The organism is Pseudomonas sp. PF05 (assembly GCF_056521845.1).
Genome location: NZ_JBWLPW010000001.1, coordinates 494,930 through 515,134 on the forward strand (window position 1 = coordinate 494,930; position 20,205 = coordinate 515,134).

Sequence of the window (20,205 nt, forward strand, 5' to 3'; positions counted from 1 at the left end):
ACCTGCCGGGCCTTCGTCTGACGGGTTCTTTCCAACAAATGGCCCCGAGCCCTGGAGCGTTCTCATGGTTGATCCTTCACCCTCGTCGAGCCGGCCACCCTTGAGTGCCGCCGGCCTGACACTGCGCCTGAGCGGCATCGCCGTGATTGTTGCCGCGCTGGCCGGCGCGTTTGCCTACGTCAATGGCAGCCTCGACCCACAGCGCCTGACACCGCAGGCGTTGGTCAATGTACTGGAAAAAAACAACGGCGTTCACCCGGGCTTTCGCCGCAACCACTCAAAAGGTATCTGCGTCGCGGGCTATTTCCAAAGCACGGGCGAGGCCAGCGCCTATTCCAGTGCCCAAGTGTTCTCGCAGGCGCAAACGCCAGTGGTTGGGCGGTTCGCCTTGCCCAGCGGCAACCCCTATGCACCGGACAGCAGTGTGCCGATTCGCAGCCTGGCGCTACGCTTTACCCAGGCCAACGGCCAGCAATGGCGCACCGGCATGAACAGCATGCCGGTGTTTCCGGTGGGCACGCCCGAAGCCTTCTACCAACTCCTGCAAGCCCAGTCGCCGGACCCTGCCACAGGAAAACCGAACCCTGCGGCCGTACCGGCGTTCTTTGCCGCGCACCCCGAAACGGCGCCGTTCCTGCAATGGATCAAGACCGCCAAGCCGTCGGCCAGCTATGCCACCGAAACCTACAACGGTATCAACGCGTTCTACCTGGTCAACCCCGCCGGGCAGCGCCAGGCGGTGCGCTGGGGCGTGGTGCCGATCAGCCAGGACGCTGCGGATGCGACGCCCCCCCAGGGGGCCGACTTCCTCGAGCAAGACTTGGTGAAGCGTCTCGCCGCCGGGCCGTTGCGCTGGCAGTTGAACATCACCCTGGCCAACCCGGGGGACCCGGTGAACGATGCCAGCAAGGCCTGGCCTGCTGACCGCAAGGTACTCAATGCCGGCACGTTGGTGCTGGAGCGCACCCAGGCGCAGGACAACGGTGAATGCCGCGACATCAACTATGACCCGCTGATCCTGCCCCAAGGGATCGAGGGTTCCGAAGACCCACTACTGGCCGCGCGCTCCGCCGCCTACGCCAGTTCCTATCTGCGCCGTACCAGCGAAGTGGGCCAGTTGCCCGCCAAACAGGAGTCCCGCCCATGAGCGCCCCTCGTCACTTTGCACCGCTGGCCCGGCTGCTGCACTGGCTGATGGCCGTGATGATCATCGCCATGCTGTTCATCGGCGCAGGCATGGTCGCCTCGGTGTCCGAACGCCATGAATGGCTGCTGCAGTTGCACAAGCCATTGGGTATCGCGATTTTGCTGCTGGTGATCGTGCGCCTGATGGTGCGTTTTACCACCCGTCAACCGCCGTTGCCGGCCGATCTACCGGCCTGGCAGGTGCTGGCGGCAAACGCCTCGCATGTGCTGTTGTACACCTTGATGCTGGTCCTGCCGCTGTTGGGCTGGGGCATGATTTCGGCGGCGGGAGACCCGGTGATGCTCGGCGACTCGCTGCAACTGCCTTCGATTCTGCCAGCGCACGCCCAGACGTTCGCACTGCTGCGCAAGGCCCACGGGTACCTGGCTTACCTGTTGTTCGTGACGGTGCTGGTGCATCTGGCGGCGGCGTTGTTTCACGCATGGGTGCGCCGGGATGAGGTGTTGGACAGTATGTTGCGTGGCAAGGACTGATGAAATCATGGCAAGGGTGCTTGTTCCCACCGGGTGGCGTCTGTAGGAGCTGCCGAGCGAAGCGAGGCTGCGATCTTTTCAGTTGACACTTGAGTCTCCAGTGAAAGATCAAAAGATCGCAGGCTTCGCCAGCTCCTACATCACCGAGCGGAGCAGGTTCCCTCGCCACGGTGGATCTGTTCAGGTCGCTGGATCAGCGCAATTCGTCAACCATGGCCTCAATGGTGCTCAACACATCCTTGCCCAGTTGCATCGAGCGTTTGCCAGACCAACCGGTGATCGGGTTCGGATGATCGTCATGATCCTTGAACGGCATTTCCAGGGTCAGGGACAGGCAGTCATATTTCTGGCCGACCGCGTTACAGGCCAGGGTCATGTTGGCCTGGCCCGGTTCGTCGCGGGTGTAGCCGTGAGTGGTCTGGAAGTCTTTGGTCTGGTGCTTGAGATGGCTGCGAAAGCGCTCTTCGAGCTCGGCAATGCGTGGTGTGTAGCCCGGGTTGCCTTCGCAACCGGCGGTGAAGACGTGGGGAATTTCCTCATCGCCATGAGCATCGAGGAACAGATCGACGCCGTACTTTTCCATTTGCTGCTGGACGAAAAAGACCTCGGGGCTGATTTCCGGGCTGGCGTTCTGCCAGGCACGGTTGAGGTCCTGGCCCATGGCGTTGGTCCGCAGATGCCCGTGGAACGCGCCGTCGGGGTTCATGTTCGGCACCAGGTACAGATCGGCTTTGGCGAGCAATTGGTTCAGTTGCGTATCGTCATGCTGCTGGAGGCGTTCGATCACGCCCTCCATGAACCACTCGGCCATGTGCTCGCCGGGATGCTGCTGGGCGATGATCCAGACTTTGCGCCGGCCTTGCGCACCGCTGCCCTTGCGCAGCAGTTGAATGTCACGACCTTCCACGCTTTTACCAACGGCCAATAGTTCGGTGCCGGCCTTGTGCTGCGCTTGCTCGATCAGCCAATCATGCCGGCCGCGACTGTAGGGTTCGAAGTAGGCGAACCAGGCGTTGGGTTGTTCGGTCTCCAGATAAAAGCGCAGGGCGTCGCCTTCAAATTGGGTCGGAATGCGGAACCAGTTGACGTGATCGTAGGAGGCAACGGTCTGGTAGCCCGTCCAGGCCTTGTTGTAAGACGACTGACTGGCGTTGAGCAGGCGGAAGGAATACTCCTGGCCAACGTGCAGGCCGCTGGCCTTGAAGTGGAACCACTGGAAATGGGGGCTGCGGGTGTCGGGCCTGATCTTGAGCAACGACTGCAACGGGTTGCTGATGTCGACGATCTCGATGTTGCCGCTGTCGAAATTGGCACTGATATCAAAGGAAGATTTAGCCACGGTCACGATTCCTGGAAAGGATTTTCATGGCCATTACTGTACACGCAAGAAGGGGGGGGCGAGACGATTTACGTCACGTAAACGAGGGGGCGTCCTCCCTGGACGCCGAGCCAGCTTAGAGAGTCTGCAATTGATTCTCAAGTGCTGGTTGTCGATTGTTCTCGCCTGTGTGGCGGGGGCTCTTGTAAACAGATATTCATTTGCTATCATCGCCGCCATCGAATTGGCAGCACCCAAAAGACTTCATTAGCCTGAAGCCATAAGCCGAAAATCGGCAAAAAAAAGACCCGGCAAAAAGCCGGGTCAAAAACCGTGATTAGCCTGATGAGGAGATATTCCAGAAGTCCGACCTAAGGTCTTCTGATCTATCGACTGATCTCGCGACCAGCTGATGCAATAATAATCATTATCATTTGCAAGTCAAATGGTTTTATCGCATCGATTGGAAAATTCATGCTTGTCGTGCGCGTTCGCGGCGACATTCCCAAGCGTTACCCCTAGCGAGTCGGGTAGCCATCCAGGGATCGGTCAAGCATCACCTTGACCAGATCAATCATGTGCACCACCGAAAATGCCAGGTCACGGCTCGAACCATTCAACTGGTTGGCAGACTCGTGAGCGGTCGCCGCTGCACAGCGCAGCAGGTCGCATGCGTGAACAAGGGCTTCTTCTGCGCTGACGTTGTGGTTGACGTCGAAGAAGCGATGTTCTGCCTGTGCCTGCGAAACACCCGGTTTCAAGTAGTAGTCGAGGGCTCGTTTGGCTGCCGGGCAATCCTGTAATGAAGGGAACGTGCTGTCGAAAGGGCTGCCGGGCTGGTCTTTACTGGGTGTATCCATAGTGATGAAAATCTCCGTGTGTGGGGCTGAACTCCTGAATCCAGAATAGTACTTATCGTAATTGTGACGATAATTTAAATACTACAATTTGTGTTTTGAATGGCCGGAGTCATCCACGTATCGTGCCGCACATGGATAAATGGATAGAGTTGGTCAAGGCCAAGATGAAGGAGCTGCGCATCACGCAAGTGGTGCTCGCAGAACGGTTGGGGATGTCCCAGGGCGGCGTCGGCCATTGGCTGACCAGGCGCCGGCAACCCAGTGTCGAAGACATGAACCGGGTCCTGCGGGAGTTGGGGCTGGAGTTCCTGGAAGTGGCGATGGTGATTCGCGAGCCGGACACCTCCACGGACGAAGGCATGACCCTGGCGCAGAAGTACAACCCGTACTTCCGCTACCCGGTCAGTGAATGGCACGAGGTTGGCGAGGTTCGCGAAGGCGATCCTGGCGCCTACAGCCAGGCGCGCTACGAACTGACGGACTACCACGCCTTGGGGGCCGCGTTCTGGCTGGTGGTGGTGGGCGACGCGATGACCGCACCCAGTGGGCTGAGTATTCCCGAGGGCATGTCGATCCTGGTGGATCCGGCTATCGAGGCGGTGCCTGGCAAACTGGTGGTCGTCTGCTTGCCCGGTAGCAGTGACGCGACCTTCCGCAAATTGATCGAAGAGAGCGGCCAGCGTTACCTGGTTCCGCTCAATCCGACTTACCCGAAAAACCTGTACACCGAGCAATGTCGCCTCATCGGTGTGGTGGTGCAGGCCACCATCAGGTTCTGACTGGATCGGCCCTGGGAGCGGGCCGATGCCTATTCTTCGAATGCCACCAGGGCACTGCCTTCGCTGACCATTTCGCCTTCCTGGCAATACAGCGCCTTGATCACCCCGGCCTTGGGCGCACGAATGCTGTGCTCCATTTTCATGGCCTCCAGCACCACCAGTTGAGCTCCGGTTTCCACCGTCTGGCCGACACTCACCAATACCCGGACGATACTGCCGTTCATGGGCGCGGCCAGGCCGCCTTGATGGCTGTGGCTGGCCTCGGCTTCGGCTAATGGGTCGTACAGGTCGATCCGGTGCAGGTCTCCCGCCCATTGCAAATACAGGCTGTCGCCCTGGCGAATCGCTCGATGACTGCGGCGCAGGCCGTGGTGCTCGATCACCAGTTGCTCACCCTTGAGTTCCGCGCAATGGGCGCTAGCGTCCAGTGTCAGCGCGCGATCCTGGCCTTCGCAGCTCAGGTGCAAGGTGGTTTCCCTGGGCAGCCCCAGACGCAGCCCGGTGGTGCTGGCCCAAGGCGAATCGGCATCATCGCAGCGCACGCGCGGTGTCAGGCTCAAGGCGAATCCCTGGGCGGCTGCGAACCAGAACGCGTCATCCAGTTCGCCCGGCTCTGGCAGCAATTGCACCTGGTAACGTGGGATAAATCCGGTGTCCAGTTCTGCCGCCGCGAAGGCGGGGTGGGCCACGATTCGGCGCAGGAACCCGATGTTGGTTTTCAGTCCGCCAATGGCAAATTCGTCGAGCATGCTCAACAGCCGCAAGCGCGCCTGTTCACGGTCTTCGCCCCAGGCAATCAGCTTGCCGAGCATTGGGTCGTAGAACGGCGAGATTTCATCGCCTTCTTCAACCCCGCTGTCGACCCGCCGCCCCGGCCCCTCGGCAGATTCGCGATACAACGCCAGGCGCCCGGTGGCCGGCAGGAAATCGTTGACCGGGTCTTCGGCATATAGCCGCACTTCGATGGCGTGACCGAGCAGCGGCACTTGTGCTTGAGTGATCGGCAAGGGTTCGCCTTGGGCGACGCGGATCTGCCAAGCCACCAGGTCAAGTCCGGTGATCGCTTCGGTGACCGGATGCTCGACCTGCAACCGGGTGTTCATTTCCATGAAGAAAAACTCGCCCCGCGCATCCAGCAGGAACTCCACCGTGCCCGCCCCGACGTAACCAATCGCCTGGGCTGCGCGCACGGCAGCTTCACCCATGGCCCGGCGCAGTTGCGGGGTCAAGCCGGGGGCGGGGGCTTCTTCCACCACTTTCTGGTGGCGGCGCTGGATCGAACAATCGCGTTCGTTGAGGTACAGGCAGTTGCCGTGTTGATCGGCAAATACCTGGATTTCCACGTGACGCGGCTTGAGCAGGTATTTCTCCACCAGCATCCGTGAGTCGCCGAACGAGGATTGCGCTTCACGCTGGGCCGAGGCCAGGGCTTCGGCCAGTTGGCTGACGTCCTCGACGACTTTCATGCCCTTGCCGCCACCGCCGGCCGTGGCCTTGAGCAATACCGGGTAGCCGATGCGCTCGGCGGCGTCGCGAAAGGTCTCCAGGTCCTGGGCTTCGCCGTGATAACCGGGCACCAGGGGCACCCCGGCGGTTTCCATCAGGGCCTTGGCCGCCGATTTGCTGCCCATGGCGTCGATGGCCGAGGCCGGTGGACCGAGGAAGATCAGCCCGGCGTTTTCAATCGCCCGGGCGAACCCGGCGTTCTCGGACAGAAAACCATAGCCGGGGTGGATGGCCTGGGCGCCGCTGGCTTTCGCTGCGGCGATCAGCTTGTCGATTTGCAGGTAGCTGTCGGCGGCCTTGCTGCCGCCCAGGTCGACGCGGATGTCGGCTTCACGGCTGTGGCGGGCATCGCGGTCAGTGGCGCTGTGGACGGCAACAGTGGTCAGGCCCATGGCCTTGGCGGTGCGCATCACGCGGCAGGCGATTTCGCCACGGTTGGCCACCAGCAATGTGGTGAGGGCAGGGGCGCTCATCGACGCGGCTCCTTGTTATTCGATTCGGCTTGCCAGTTCGGCGCACGCTTTTGCAGGAAAGCCCGCAGGCCTTCCTGGCCCTCCGGGCTGACGCGGATGCGGGCGATGGCATTTTCGGTGTAGCGCCGCAGCGCCGGGGTAAGGGCGCCGTTGCCGACTTCTCGCAGCAGTTCCTTGCTGGCGCGCATGGCCGCCGGGCTGTTGAGCAACAAGTTGTCGATCCACTGTTCGACCTGCTGGTCCAGGGCCTCGGCCGGGTAACTTTCCGACAGCAAACCGATCTCTTTCGCCCGTTGCCCGTCGAAGCGTTCCGCCGTCAGGGCATAACGACGCGCCGCGCGCTCGCCGATGGCTTGCACCACGAACGGGCTGATCACCGCCGGCGCCAGGCCAATGCGCACTTCCGACAGGCAGAACTGTGCTTCATCGGCGCCAATGGCCATGTCACAAGCGCTGATAAGCCCCAGTGCGCCACCGAACGCGGCGCCCTGGACAACGGCCAGCGTGGGAATCTTCAGCTTGGCGAGGTTGTACATCAGCTCCGCCAGTTCCCGGGCGTCATCGAGGTTGGTGTGGTAATCGAGTTCGGCCGATTGCTGCATCCAGGCCAGGTCGGCGCCGGCGCTGAAATGCTTGCCGCGACCGCGGATCAGCAGGAAGCGCAAGCTTGGATCGCTGCTGACGTGGTCCAGGGCCAGGATCAGTTCGCGGATCATTTCGGCGTTGAACGCGTTGTTTTTCGACTCGCGGCTGAGCCACAGGGTAGCAACGCCCCGTGGGTCGGTGTGCAGTTCGAGGGTGTTGAAGTTATCCATGGACATTCCCCGTTTACATCCGGAACACGCCGAAGCGGCTCGGTTCGATAGGCGCGTTCAGTGACGCAGACAAGGCCAGGCCCAGCACATCGCGGGTCTGGGCCGGGTCGATGACGCCGTCGTCCCACAGCCTGGCGCTGGAGTAATAGGGGTGACCCTGTTCTTCGTACTGGTCGAGGATCGGTTGCTTGATCTCGGCTTCCTGTTCGGCGCTGAAGGGATGGCCGCTGCGTTCGGCTTGTTCACGCTTGACCTGCACCAGTACGCCTGCCGCCTGCTCGGCACCCATCACGCCAATCCGCGCATTCGGCCACATCCACAGGAACCGCGGGTCGTAGGCACGGCCGCACATGCCGTAGTTACCGGCGCCGAAACTGCCGCCAATGATCACGGTGAATTTCGGCACTTTGGCGCAGGCCACGGCCGTCACCAGTTTTGCCCCGTGCTTGGCGATGCCGCCGGCTTCGTACTTCTGCCCGACCATGAAACCGGTGATGTTCTGCAGGAACAGCAACGGGATCGCGCGCTGGCAGGCCAGTTCGATGAAGTGCGCGCCTTTCTGCGCGGCCTCGGCGAAGAGAATGCCATTGTTGGCCAGGATCGCGATGGGGTAGCCGTGCAAATGAGCGAAGCCGCACACCAGCGTCGTTCCAAACAGCGCCTTGAACTCGTCGAACACCGAACCGTCCACCAGGCGCGCAATCACCTCCCGCACATCGAACGGTTGCTTGGCGTCGGCCGAAACCACGCCGTACAGCTCCTCGCCCGAGTAAAGCGGAGCAATCGGAAGGCGGTGCTGCAACTCGCCCTGCTTGCGCCAGTTGAGGTTGGCCACGCTGCGGCGGGCCAGGGCCAGGGCATGTTCGTCGCTGTCGGCGTAATGGTCGGCCACGCCGGAGATCTTGCAGTGCACATCGGCGCCGCCCAGGTCTTCGGCACTGACCACCTCACCGGTGGCGGCTTTCACCAACGGCGGGCCGGCGAGGAAAATCGTCGCCTGCTGGCGGACCATGATCGCCTCGTCCGCCATGGCCGGCACATAGGCGCCACCGGCGGTGCAGGACCCCATGACCACGGCGATCTGCGGGATGCCCTGGGCACTCATGTTGGCCTGGTTGAAAAAGATCCGGCCGAAGTGCTCGCGGTCCGGGAACACTTCGTCCTGGCGCGGCAGGTTGGCGCCGCCGGAATCCACCAGGTAAATGCACGGCAGGCGATTCTGCTGGGCGATGGTCTGGGCGCGCAGGTGTTTTTTCACCGTCAGCGGGTAGTAGGAGCCACCTTTGACCGTCGCGTCGTTGGCGACAATCATGCATTCGACGCCTTCCACGCGACCGATGCCGGCAATCACGCCGGCCGCCGGCACGTCTTCGCCATAGACTTCGTGGGCTGCCAATGGGCTGATTTCCAAAAACGGCGAGCCCGGGTCCAGCAGCCGGTTGATGCGTTCACGGGGCAGCAGCTTGCCTCGCGAGGTGTGCCGTTCCTGGGCCTTGGGGCCGCCGCCTTGGCGAATGTGCGCGAGCAAGGTGCGCAGGGCCTCGACGTGTCCGAGCATCGCATCGCGGTTGGCGATGAATTCCGGCGAGCGCGGGTTGAGCTGAGTGTGCAGCGTGGCCATGGTCAGCTCCGTTAGCGGGTTTCGTTGAACAGTTCGCGGCCGATCAACATCCGACGAATCTCACTGGTGCCAGCACCGATTTCGTACAGCTTGGCGTCACGCAGCAGGCGGCCGGCCGGGAATTCATTGATGTAGCCATTGCCGCCGAGGATCTGGATGGCGTCGAGGGCCATTTGCGTGGCCCGTTCGGCGCTGTAGAGGATCACCCCGGCGGCGTCCTTGCGGGTGGTTTCGCCGCGCTCGCAGGCCTGGGCCACGGCATACAGGTAGGCGCGGCTGGCGTTGAGCTGGGTGTACATGTCGGCGACCTTGCCCTGGATCAGCTGGAATTCGCCGATGCTCTGGCCGAACTGCTTGCGATCGTGGATGTAGGGCACGATCAGGTCCATGCAGGCTTGCATGATCCCGGTCGGGCCACCGGAGAGCACGACGCGCTCGTAGTCGAGGCCGCTCATCAGCACTTTCACGCCACCGTTGAGTGCGCCGAGGATGTTTTCTTCCGGCACTTCGACGTCATCGAAAAACAGCTCGCAGGTGTTGGAGCCGCGCATGCCGAGCTTGTCGAATTTGTTGCTGCGGCTGAAGCCTTTCCAGTCGCGCTCGACGATGAAGGCGGTGATGCCATGGGGACCTTTTTCCAGGTCGGTCTTGGCGTAGATCACGTAGGTGTTGGCATCGGGGCCATTGGTGATCCAGGTCTTGCTGCCATTGAGCACGTACTTGTCGCCACGCTTGTCGGCGCGCAGTTTCATCGAGACCACGTCGGAGCCGGCGTTCGGCTCGCTCATCGCCAGGGCACCAATGTGTTCGCCGCTGATCAGCTTGGGCAGATACTTGGTTTTCTGTTCGTGATTGCCGTTGCGGTTGATCTGGTTCACGCAGAGGTTGGAATGGGCACCGTAGGAGAGGGCGACCGAGGCCGAACCGCGGCTGATTTCTTCCATTGCCACCACGTGGGCCAGGTAGCCCAGGCCAGCGCCGCCGTATTCCTCCGGTACGGTGATGCCCAGCAGGCCCATGTCACCGAACTTGCGCCACATGTCGGCGGGAAACAGGTTATCGATATCGATCTGCGCTGCTCGCGGGGCCAGTTCGGCCTTGACGAAGGCCTGCACCTGGTCGCGCAACATGTCGATGGTTTCGCCGAGGGCAAAGTTCAGGGATGGGTAGCTCATGGGTCACCTTTGGCTTTTTTATCGGGTGCGGAGAGTGGCGGAATCGCTCTCACCTTTACGTTAACGTAAGCCTGCGACGAGAAGCTGTCAATCGCCCTTTACGTTAACGTCAACTTGAGCCAGAGTAAGCGCGCCTGGAAAAATCGGGGCGAGGGAGTTTGCTTCTGTCCGGCTGCGTAGGAGCTGGCGAAGCCTGCGATCTTTTGATCTTTTGATCTTTTGATCTTTTGATCTTTTGATCTTTTGATCTTTCGCTTGAGATTCAAGTGTCTGGAGAAAGATCGCAGCCTCGTTGCACTCGACAGCTCCTACGCAGCTCCTACGCAGCTCCTACGCAGCTCCTACGCAGCTCCTACGCAGCTCCTACGCAGCTCCTACGCAGCCACGGCGGCATCTGTGCATGAGATTCCACCGCTACACCCACTAATAAAGACAAGAAGGGGGCGTCATGGATCAACCCGGTTCGCATTCGCAACACAGCTACACCCGTGGTTCCCAGGCCAAGGCTTTGCTGGCCCAAACCATCGGCGAGGTTTTCGACCAGACCGTGGCCCGCTATCCGGAGGACGAGGCGTTGGTGGTTCGCCATCAATCGCTGCGTTATACCTGGCAACAACTGGCCGAGACCGTCGATCTGCACGCCCGAGCCTTGTTGGCGCTGGGCTTGAAAACCGGAGATCGCCTCGGGGTGTGGGCGCCCAATTGCGCCCAGTGGTGCATCAGCCAGTTCGCCAGTGCGAAGATCGGCGTCATTCTGGTCAACATCAATCCGGCCTATCGCGTCTCTGAACTCGAATACGTGCTCAAACAATCCGGATGCCAATGGCTGGTATGTGCCGGGGCGTTCAAGACCTCGGATTATCACGCCATGTTGCAAGCGCTGGCGCCAGAGCTGGCGGAGCAATCGATCGGCCAGTTGCAGAGCGAGCGCTTGCCGGATTTGCGCGGTGTGATCAGCCTCGATTCCCAGCCCCCGACAGGCTTCCTGCCCTGGTCGCAACTGGCCGCCCTGGGTGCGGCGGTGACGCCTGCGCAACTGGCCGAGCGCCAATCCAGCCTGCAGTCCGATCAACCGGTGAATATCCAGTACACCTCCGGCACCACCGGCTTTCCCAAGGGCGCCACCCTCAGCCACCACAACATTCTCAATAACGGTTACATGGTCGGCGAAAGCCTGGGCCTGACGGCTGGCGACCGACTGGTGATCCCGGTGCCGCTCTACCATTGCTTCGGCATGGTCATGGGTAACCTGGGCTGCATGACCCATGGCAGCACCATGATCTACCCCAACGATGCCTTCGACCCGTTGCTGACGCTAAAGGCCGTGGCCGAGGAAAAAGCCACGGCACTGTATGGCGTGCCCACCATGTTCATCGCCCTGCTGGACCAGCCGCAGCGGGACGACTTCGACGTGTCCAGCCTGCGCACTGGCATCATGGCCGGGGCCACGTGCCCCATCGAAGTGATGCGACGGGTCATCAATGAAATGCACATGGCCGAAGTGCAGATTGCCTACGGCATGACGGAAACCAGCCCGGTGTCATTGCAGACCGGTCCTACAGACGAACTGGAACTGCGGGTGACCACTGTCGGGCGCACCCAGCCGCAACTGGAAAGCAAAATTATCGATGAGGCCGGCAATATCGTCCCGCGTGGCGCTATCGGCGAGTTGTGTACCCGCGGCTACAGCGTGATGCTCGGTTATTGGAACAACCCCAAGGGCACCGCCGACGCCATCGACCCGGATGGCTGGATGCACACCGGTGACCTGGCGACCATGGACGAGCAGGGCTACGTGCGCATCGTCGGACGCAACAAGGACATGATCATCCGGGGCGGGGAGAATATTTACCCGCGTGAGCTGGAAGAGTTCTTCTTCACTCACCCGGCGGTGGCGGACGTGCAAGTGATCGGCATCCCATGCTCGCGCTATGGCGAGGAAATCGTCGCCTGGATCAAGTTCCATCCCGGCCACAGTGCCTCCGAGCAAGAGCTGCAGGCTTGGTGCAAGGAGCGCATCGCCCACTTCAAGACGCCGCGTCATTTCAAATTTGTTGAAGAATTTCCCATGACGGTCACCGGCAAGATCCAGAAATTCCGCATGCGCGAAATCAGCATCGAAGAACTGCGCGAGGTAGAAGGCTGAGCAAGATCCCCTGTGGGAGCGAGTTTGCTCGCGAAGACGGCGGCATAGCCAACATCCATGTCGCTTGGCACACCGCCTTCGCGAGCAAGCCCGCTCCCACACGAAAAACCCAAACGCCAGACAGCACAAAGGGGAGCCGAAGCTCCCCTTTAATTTTGTCGTCGCGTGCTCTTTTTTTATTATTGAGGGGCGGCCTGTTGTTGTTATTGGCAGCCGTTGCCCTTTACCGCTGTTTTTGGCGATCCCCATCCGGGATCAAGAGCAAACGTATTTTTTTGAGCGCTGATCTGCTTTTTCGCTTTGCGATCCAACCGATTCGGGAGCTACCTGAAGGTAGTTTTATTGTTCTCTGCCCGGTTGCGGGTTGCTCCTGAAAGCACCCTGAAAAGCACATCCTCTCCAAAAAAATCTGTTAGCTGCGTCTCTGCCGTGTTGTTTTTGTTATGTCAGAGTCGTTTCGTCTTGTTTTTATTGGGTTTGCTGCGTTTTTTTATTCTTGTTATGCAAGAGATATAGCAGGTGGCGTGCCAACTTTTAAAATTCTATATAAATCAATTATTTATGTTTATTCGTCGAAAAAGCTGTCGCGCCGAACCTGACAAATTGTTTCCGTGTTACTCGTTTCACCGCTGTTACAAAGCCAGCGGTAACACCTCACTGTGCGCTGCGGGCCTTGGCGACACGCGAACCGCTAGGGCGGCCGAGCACGTCGCAGATCTGCCGACCCGCGGCGATCAGGGCGTCCAGGTCGACACCGGTTTCGATACCCAACCCATCGAGCAGGTACAGCACATCTTCGGTGGCGACGTTACCGCTGGCGCCCTTGGCATAAGGACAGCCGCCCAGGCCGGCGATGGAGCTGTCGAACACCGCGATGCCTTCCAACAGACTGGCGTATACGTTGGCCATGGCTTGGCCGTAGGTGTCGTGGAAGTGTCCGGCGAGCTTGTCCCGAGGCACCTCGGCGCCCACCACTTCGAACATCCTGCGGGTGGCACCGGCGGTGCCCGTGCCGATGGTGTCGCCCAGGGAAACCTCGTAGCAGCCCATGGCATACAACTCCCGAGCGACCCAAGCCACCTGTTCAGGCTTGACTGCCCCTTCATACGGGCAGCCCAGCACGCAGGACACGTAGCCGCGCACACTGACGCCGTGCTGCCTGGCGGCCTCCATGATCGGCGCGAAACGCTCCAGGCTGTCCTTGATGGAGCAGTTGATGTTGCGCTGGGAGAACGCTTCGGACGCGGCGGCGAACACCGCTACCTCTTTTACACCCGCCGCCAGCGCATCTTCAAAACCCCGCAGGTTCGGCGTCAGGGCGCCGTAGGTCACACCGGGCTTGCGCTGGATCTGCGCGAACACCTCGGCGGAACCGGCCATTTGCGGCACCCACTTGGGCGAGACGAAACTGCCGACTTCGATGTAGCCCAGGCCGGCGGCGCTCAAGGCATCCACCAGGCGTACCTTGTCGGCGACGCTGATGGGCTGTGCTTCATTCTGCAGCCCGTCACGGGGGCCGACTTCGATCAGGCGTACGAAGGAGGGGAGGGACATGGGGGATTGACCTGTAATAGTGGCGAGTCGTGGTGTTACTGGACGATTTCCTCGCCCTTGATCGTCTGCTCCAGCGCCTGGATGCAGCGTTCTTCGGCGGTGTCGAGTTCCAGCTTCATCTGTTCGATGTCCAGCAATTGCTGTTCGAGCTGTTCCCGGCGCTCGGCGATTTTCGCCAGCATGCTGTGCAACTGTTTCTGATTGCCGCTGGAGGGGTCGTAGAGTTCGATCAACTCGCGGCACTCGGCCAGGGAAAAGCCAATACGCTTGCCGCGCAGGATCAGCTTCAGGCTGACCTTGTCCCGCGGCGAATAAATGCGCTCCTGACCCCGTCGCTCCGGGCTCAACAGGCCTTGTTCTTCATAGAAGCGGATGGCCCGGGTGGTGATGTCCAGTTCGCGGGCGAGGTCGGAGATGCTGTAGGTCTGGCTGCTCATGGAAGCGCTCGAAACGAAAGGGGCTGGCGCTAAGCTAAAGGCAGGTTGACGTTCGCGTCAAGCAGTCGCGGGTGTGTTGTCCAGGCGGGCCTCTTCGCGAGCAAGCCCGCTCCCACAGGTTCTGCGTCGCATACTAAATGTTGCGTGCGCTGCAAATCCAATGTGTGCGGGCTTGCTCGCGAAGAATGATGATGCGGTCTATCGCCTTACACCACCTTGTCGAGCTTCTTCTCATGGGCGGTCACCTGCTGGCACAGCTCGATCATCTGCTCGCGCATCCAGCGGTTGGCCGGGTCCTGGTCGGTGCTTTCGTGCCAGTAGAGGTGGGTTTCCACCGGCGGCACATCGTTGACCGGTAACAGGAAGGCGTGCAGATCATGACGACGGGCAAAGCGCTCGGGGACGGTCATGACCATGTCCGTTTGTTGCAGCACCTGGGAGGCCATCAGGTAATGCTGGGAGCGCAGGGCGATCTTGCGCTGGATACCCATCTTGCCGAGGGCCAGGTCGACATAACCCAGCCCGTTGCGGCGGCTGGAAATATGCACGTGGGTCTGGGCCAGGTAATCATCGAGGCTGATCTTTTCCTTGCCCGCCAACGGATGGCCCTTGCGCATGGCGCACACGTAGCGATCTTCCATCAACTTGACGTGACGCACCTGCGGGTCGGTGTTGAGCGGTGCGTCCACGGCGAAGTCGAGGCGGCCGGCGGCCAGCTCCTTGGTGGTTTCACGGCGCTTGGAGAGGAAGCTCTCGATCGCTACGGTCGGCGCCAGGCGGCGCAGGCGCTGGAACAGCAGCGGCAGAATTACGCCTTCGGTGAGGTCGGTCATGCTGATGCGGTAGGTCTTGACGGCCTGCAGCGGGTTGAAGATCCGGCTTTCCTGCACCGACACCCGCAGCAGCGACAGGGCGTTGCGCACCGGACCGATGATGTTCTGGGCCATGGGCGTCGGCACCATCCCTTGGGCCGTACGTACGAAGAGTGGGTCGTTGAAGGTCTCTCGCAGACGCGCCAGGGCATTGGACACGGCCGGCTGGGTGATGCCGACGATCTGCCCGGCACGGGTCAGGTTGGCTTCGGTGTAGATCGCATCGAAGACAATGAAAAGGTTGAGGTCGACCTTGCTCAGATTCATGGCGCTGCACTCTTGTTCTTGGGCTTGTTGTGAGGTGCCGGGAGGCGATGAGAATCAGTGAAACATATATCGGTGATGAATGTTAATACACGCCGAGAATAGGTTAGGTAAATTTTCGTAGCTGAACTAGCATCGATTTCATGACCTAAAACAACCTCTGCCAAGAAGGTGCTGCTCATGGATTTTGCCTATTCCCCCAAGGTTCAGGAACTGCGTGAACGCGTCACGGCGTTCATGGATGCCTACGTCTACCCGGCCGAAGCGGTGTTCGAACGGCAAGTGGCCGAAGGTGACCGCTGGCAACCCACGGCCATCATGGAAGAGCTCAAGGCCAAGGCCAAGGCGCAAGGCCTGTGGAATCTGTTTCTGCCTGAGTCCGAACTGGGCGCCGGCCTGACCAACCTGGAATACGCGCCGCTGGCAGAGATCATGGGCCGCTCGTTGCTGGGGCCGGAGCCGTTCAATTGCTCGGCACCGGACACCGGCAACATGGAAGTGCTGGTGCGCTACGCCAATGAAGAACAAAAGCAACGTTGGCTCGAGCCACTGCTGCGCGGCGAGATCCGCTCGGCTTTTGCCATGACCGAGCCGGACGTTGCTTCCTCGGACGCCACCAACATGGCTGCCCGTGCCGAGCGTGACGGCGACCAGTGGGTCATCAATGGCAAGAAGTGGTGGACCTCAGGGGCCTGCGACCCACGCTGCAAGATCCTGATCTTCATGGGCCTGAGCAACCCTGATGCGCCCCGCCATGCCCAGCACTCGATGATCCTGGTGCCGGTGGACACCCCCGGGGTCAAGATCGTCCGGCCGCTGCCGGTGTTTGGCTACGACGATGCGCCTCACGGGCATGCCGAAGTGCTGTTCGAGAACGTGCGGGTGCCGTATGAAAATGTTCTGTTGGGGGAGGGACGCGGCTTTGAAATTGCCCAGGGCCGTCTCGGCCCAGGCCGGATTCATCACTGCATGCGTTCCATCGGCATGGCCGAGCGCGCATTGGAATTGATGTGCAAGCGTGCCGCCAGCCGCACAGCCTTCGGCCAACCGTTGGCGCGCCTGGGCGGTAACATCGACAAGATTGCCGACTCGCGGATGGAAATCGACATGGCGCGCCTGCTGACGTTGAAGGCGGCGTACATGATGGACACGGTTGGCAATAAAGTGGCGAAGAGCGAAATCGCCCAGATCAAGGTCGTCGCGCCAAACGTGGCCTTGAAGGTCATCGACCGGGCGATCCAGATCCACGGCGGCGCCGGGGTCTCCAACGATTTCCCGCTGGCCTACATGTACGCCATGCAACGCACCCTGCGCCTGGCCGACGGCCCGGATGAAGTCCATCGCGCCGCGATCGGCAAGTTCGAGATCGGCAAGTACGTGCCCAAGGAAATGTTGCGCAGCAAGGGCTAGGATCTGGCCCAACACGGGTTTCTGTGGGAGCAAGCTTTGCTCCCACAGGCTAATCCTATGGGGCGAGTCCGTTACTCCTTGACGCTCATGTACTCCTCGGCCCAACGGATATAGTCCTCGGGCTGGGTGTAGGTGTGTGTCAGTTCGGTGGCGCTCAGGTCCGAAGCCTGGGTGAAGATCTGCCGTTGTTCGCGAAGGCTGTCGTAGGTCGCCTTGATCGCGGCGAAATAGGCGCCGTGGCCGTCGATGGTCACGCGCACGCCCAATTCGGCCAGGCGCTTGTCGTCGCGCAGCAACGGGTTGCCATAAGTGACCAGCATCAGCGGCACCGTCAGGTTTTCGCTGATCTTCTCCAGATGATCGAAGTCTTGCACGCCCACCATGCAAATCCCGTCCGCCCCAGCACGTTCATATTGCTGGGTACGGCTGATGATTTCCTGGACCGGCAGAATCGCAGCGTTGGTCCGGGCGATGATCGCCATTTCCGGATCGACTCGCGCCTCCAGCGCCGCACGAATCTTGCCGACGCCTTCGGCGACGCCGATCAGGTCGGTGGATTTGCGCCCGAACTGGGCCGGCAGCAAGGTGTCCTCAATGGTCAGCGCGGCGATGCCGGCTCGTTCCAGTTCGACGATGGTGCGCATCACGTTCAGGGCATTGCCGTAACCGTGGTCGGCGTCGGCAATCACCGGCAGTTGGGCCACGCGGCCGATGCGAGTGGCCTGTTCGGCAAATTCGCTGAGAGTGATCAGGGCGAAGTCCGGCGCGCCCAATACTTGCAACGATGCTACCGAGCCTCCCAGGATGCCGACTTCAAAACCCAGGTCAGCGGCAATGCGCGCCGACATCGGGTCGAACACCGAGGCGGTGTGGTAGCAGGTGTTGGAAGCCAGCAGTTGGCGAAAGTTACGACGCAAATCTTGATGGGAAAGCCTGGACATATAAGTTCCACCAATGGAATGGAAAGGCTTGAGCAAAAGTGTCAACGCCGAAAGATCCAAAGGCTATCACGTGGCAAGCGCAAAGATGATGACGAATGTGTATGGGTGATGCCGTTATGGCATCAAGCGAAACAACGGGCCCGCAAGGTGGGCAGCCGGTGCTCTGCCGGTCAGTCGGGATACGAGGGGGCTACGCCGCCACCGCTTGTTGCCCCAGCCTGGGCAATGCCACGGCCCGCACCGTATCACCCGGTTGTACTTGCAGGCGTTTGGCAGTGAGGCGATCGACGAGCAGCTTGTGACCATGCTGATGCGCGCGAGCGCTGGTGACACGGCAATTTTCCAGGCGTCGATTGTGAATCAGCCACACCGGTGCCTGTTCGTCCGGGGTGCCAATGACCAGGGTCAGCGTCTGGCTGTCGCGGACTGTGCGGATCTTCGACACCGGCGCCTCGATCACCGGGCCGCCGTCAAAAATATCAATGTAGCCCTTGTGGCTGAAGCCTTCGGCACTGAGGATTTTCATGGCCGGCTCGGTGTTCGGATGAGCCTTGCCGATCACCGCCTGGGCCTGTTCGGTGAGCAGGCAGGTATACAGTGGCTGGCGTGGCATCAGCTCGGCGATGAACGACTTGTTGCCCATGCCGGACAGCTGATCGGCGTAGCTGAAATCCTTCTTGAAAAAATGCCGTCCCAGGCTGTCCCAGAACGGCGAACAGCCCTGTTCGTCGGCATGACCACGCAGTTCGGCGATCAGTTTCTCGCCGAACAGTTGGGAAAATTCGGCCACGAACAGCAGGCGTGCCAGGGACAACAGGCGTCCGTTGTGGCCACGACGTTGCTCGGGGTGCAGGAACAACGAGCAGATCTCCGATTGCCCGGACATCTCGTTGTTGAGGAACAGGGTCGGGATCTGCCGCTGGATCCCCAGTTCCGGCGCCGAGCTGACCGTCAGCCCGACCCGATAGTTGTACCAGGGCTCGCGCAGCCCGACCGCGCCGGTCAGGGCGCTGATACCCACCACCTGCCGGTCATCGTCTTCAAGCACGAACAGGTAATCGGCGTCGGCACGTTCAACTTGCCCGGCAAAGGTCCGTTGGGCCCAGCGAACACGGTTGGCCAGACGCTCTTCGTTGGCCGGCAGGCTGGTGAAGCCGGGGCCGGCGCAACGGGCCAGGTCCAGCAATGCGGGCAGATCGGTAATGGCGACCGGACGGACAATCATGATGCAACTCCTTCATCGCGTCGGTCAAAACGTCGGTACAGGCCATGGGGTCGAGTGAGGTTCATAGGGCAATCACCCGGATCGGCTCGCCGTCCATGATGTCCAGGGCGGCCAGCATGTCGGGCGACATAGCCACGCAGCCCTCGGCGTTGAAGTCCAGCTCGGCGACGATGGCCCGGTAGTTTCCGAGGCCGTCGTTGCTCACCAGGTAACGGCCTTTTGCATCAATCTGCCGGCTTTGCCGGGCCGTGGCGATTCGGCTCTGCGTGATGGAGTGGATATGGGCGATACGGGCATGCAAGGTCGGCCCACCGTCGAAGATATCGACGTAGCTGTTGGTCTCGAAACCTTCGCGCTCGAGGATGTCGAAGGCTTCCTGGCCATCGGGATGCACCCGGCCGATGCAGGCCTGGGCCGCTGGCGGGAGCATAGGCACGTAGATCGGGTACTGCGGCATCAGCTCGGCAAGAAAGGTCCGGCTCTGCAAGCCACACAGCCTTTCGGCTTCGACGTAGGGCAAGTCAAAGAAGTGCTGGCCGATGGCGTCCCAGAAGGGCGACTGGCCGTCCTCGCTGCTGAAACCGACGATTTCGGTGATGACCGATTCGGCAAAGCGCTGGGGGTGGGCGGCGATGAACATCAGCCGGGCCCGGGACAGCAACTCCGATTCCGGCGTGCGCACCCGTTCGGCGTCGATGTGGAAGCCACGCAGCAGCGTCTGTCCGCTGAGGTCCTGGCACAACGACAGCGCGGGCACGCCATGCTGGATGTTCAGCTCCCGGGATTCGCTGGAAAACGGTCGGTTGCGCAGGCTGTAGAACGGTTCGTTGTAACCGGTGCTGGAAAGAATTTCCGAACAACCGACCAGGCGCCCGGCCGCCAGGTCCTCCAAGACAAAAAAATAAGTCTGCGCCCCTGGGGCCTGCACATCGGCCTCGAACGAGGCGCATGAGTCGAGGATCTTTTCCTCCAGGCGGGCGGTATCGTCCGGCAGCGACGTGACGCCCACCAGGCTGTCACGCGCCAATTGCTGCAGTTGCGGCAGATCGGTTAATTGAACTGGACGTAAGGCCAGCATGGATTGCACTCCTGTTCCAGAGAGCCCGGTGGCAGGCACCGGGCTTGACGA

Annotated in this window: 17 protein-coding genes; 5 read left to right on the plus strand and 12 right to left on the minus strand. The window is 61.0% G+C overall.

What is annotated here, in order from left to right; all coding sequences use genetic code 11:
- Positions 1–64 precede the first annotated feature (64 nt).
- Both AC09SL_RS02190 and AC09SL_RS02195 read left to right on the plus strand, forming a co-directional pair.
- A complete protein-coding gene (locus AC09SL_RS02190) occupies positions 65–1,147 on the plus strand; it encodes a catalase family peroxidase (RefSeq protein WP_058544033.1) in 1,083 nt (360 codons plus the stop codon).
- Entirely contained in the window at positions 1,144–1,680 is a 537-nt protein-coding gene (locus AC09SL_RS02195; protein ID WP_058544032.1) for a cytochrome b, read from the plus strand. The genes AC09SL_RS02190 and AC09SL_RS02195 overlap by 4 nt, the downstream gene beginning before the upstream one ends.
- A 193-nt stretch (positions 1,681–1,873) precedes the next feature.
- On the opposite strand, the gene AC09SL_RS02200 is transcribed toward AC09SL_RS02195, so the two are convergent.
- On the minus strand, positions 1,874–3,025 hold the full coding sequence (locus tag AC09SL_RS02200) for a M14 family metallopeptidase (RefSeq protein ID WP_058544031.1): 1,152 nt from the start codon (positions 3,023–3,025) through the stop codon (positions 1,874–1,876).
- Between the two features lie 491 nt (positions 3,026–3,516).
- The gene (locus AC09SL_RS02205) at positions 3,517–3,858 is read right to left on the minus strand and encodes a DUF6124 family protein (protein ID WP_058544030.1); all 342 of its coding nucleotides are present in this window, start codon (positions 3,856–3,858) and stop codon (positions 3,517–3,519) included.
- A gap of 131 nt (positions 3,859–3,989) precedes the next feature.
- Between AC09SL_RS02205 and AC09SL_RS02210 the strand changes: the two genes are divergently transcribed.
- The gene (locus AC09SL_RS02210) at positions 3,990–4,637 is read left to right on the plus strand and encodes a LexA family protein (RefSeq protein ID WP_058544029.1); all 648 of its coding nucleotides are present in this window, start codon (positions 3,990–3,992) and stop codon (positions 4,635–4,637) included.
- 29 nt (positions 4,638–4,666) lie between these two features.
- Here the strand turns inward: AC09SL_RS02210 and AC09SL_RS02215 are convergent, their stop codons facing one another.
- Genes AC09SL_RS02215 through AC09SL_RS02230 form a run of 4 tightly spaced genes read right to left on the minus strand, consistent with a single transcriptional unit; the run spans position 4,667 to position 10,227 of the window.
- Positions 4,667–6,616: an acetyl/propionyl/methylcrotonyl-CoA carboxylase subunit alpha gene (locus AC09SL_RS02215; RefSeq protein WP_058544028.1), complete on the minus strand. Its 1,950-nt coding sequence runs from the start codon at positions 6,614–6,616 to the stop codon at positions 4,667–4,669.
- On the minus strand, positions 6,613–7,431 hold the full coding sequence (locus tag AC09SL_RS02220) for a gamma-carboxygeranoyl-CoA hydratase (protein ID WP_027912592.1): 819 nt from the start codon (positions 7,429–7,431) through the stop codon (positions 6,613–6,615). The genes AC09SL_RS02215 and AC09SL_RS02220 overlap by 4 nt, the downstream gene beginning before the upstream one ends.
- 13 nt (positions 7,432–7,444) lie before the next feature.
- Positions 7,445–9,052 carry a carboxyl transferase domain-containing protein gene (locus tag AC09SL_RS02225; RefSeq protein WP_058544027.1) on the minus strand — a complete coding sequence of 536 codons (1,608 nt, stop codon included), beginning with the start codon at positions 9,050–9,052 and terminating at the stop codon, positions 7,445–7,447.
- An 11-nt stretch (positions 9,053–9,063) separates the two neighbouring features.
- On the minus strand, positions 9,064–10,227 hold the full coding sequence (locus AC09SL_RS02230) for an isovaleryl-CoA dehydrogenase (protein WP_013692666.1): 1,164 nt from the start codon (positions 10,225–10,227) through the stop codon (positions 9,064–9,066).
- Positions 10,228–10,675: 448 nt separating this feature from the next.
- Between AC09SL_RS02230 and AC09SL_RS02235 the strand changes: the two genes are divergently transcribed.
- Complete coding sequence (locus AC09SL_RS02235; RefSeq protein ID WP_058544026.1) at positions 10,676–12,373, plus strand: AMP-binding protein; 1,698 nt, start codon at positions 10,676–10,678, stop codon at positions 12,371–12,373.
- A gap of 654 nt (positions 12,374–13,027) precedes the next feature.
- Here the strand turns inward: AC09SL_RS02235 and AC09SL_RS02240 are convergent.
- The 3 genes from AC09SL_RS02240 to AC09SL_RS02250 all read right to left on the minus strand — a co-directional run bounded on the left by AC09SL_RS02240 (position 13,028) and on the right by AC09SL_RS02250 (position 15,503).
- The gene (locus AC09SL_RS02240) at positions 13,028–13,927 is read right to left on the minus strand and encodes a hydroxymethylglutaryl-CoA lyase (protein WP_058544025.1); all 900 of its coding nucleotides are present in this window, start codon (positions 13,925–13,927) and stop codon (positions 13,028–13,030) included.
- A 35-nt stretch (positions 13,928–13,962) separates the two neighbouring features.
- Positions 13,963–14,364: a MerR family transcriptional regulator gene (locus AC09SL_RS02245; protein ID WP_057447765.1), complete on the minus strand. Its 402-nt coding sequence runs from the start codon at positions 14,362–14,364 to the stop codon at positions 13,963–13,965.
- Between the two features lie 206 nt (positions 14,365–14,570).
- Positions 14,571–15,503, minus strand: a complete 933-nt coding sequence (locus tag AC09SL_RS02250; RefSeq protein ID WP_018611524.1) for a LysR family transcriptional regulator — start codon at positions 15,501–15,503, stop codon at positions 14,571–14,573.
- Positions 15,504–15,680: 177 nt separating this feature from the next.
- Between AC09SL_RS02250 and AC09SL_RS02255 the strand changes: the two genes are divergently transcribed.
- Entirely contained in the window at positions 15,681–16,910 is a 1,230-nt protein-coding gene (locus AC09SL_RS02255) for an acyl-CoA dehydrogenase (protein WP_058544024.1), read from the plus strand.
- 71 nt (positions 16,911–16,981) lie between these two features.
- Here AC09SL_RS02255 and AC09SL_RS02260 read toward each other — a convergent pair whose 3' ends face one another.
- The 3 genes from AC09SL_RS02260 to AC09SL_RS02270 form a co-directional block, all read right to left on the minus strand.
- Complete coding sequence (locus tag AC09SL_RS02260; RefSeq protein ID WP_003200006.1) at positions 16,982–17,851, minus strand: isocitrate lyase/PEP mutase family protein; 870 nt, start codon at positions 17,849–17,851, stop codon at positions 16,982–16,984.
- Positions 17,852–18,041: 190 nt separating this feature from the next.
- A complete protein-coding gene (gene astA, locus AC09SL_RS02265) occupies positions 18,042–19,076 on the minus strand; it encodes an arginine N-succinyltransferase (RefSeq protein ID WP_058544023.1) in 1,035 nt (344 codons plus the stop codon).
- Between the two features lie 61 nt (positions 19,077–19,137).
- A complete protein-coding gene (locus tag AC09SL_RS02270) occupies positions 19,138–20,154 on the minus strand; it encodes an arginine N-succinyltransferase (RefSeq protein ID WP_058544022.1) in 1,017 nt (338 codons plus the stop codon).
- Positions 20,155–20,205: the final 51 nt, after the last annotated feature.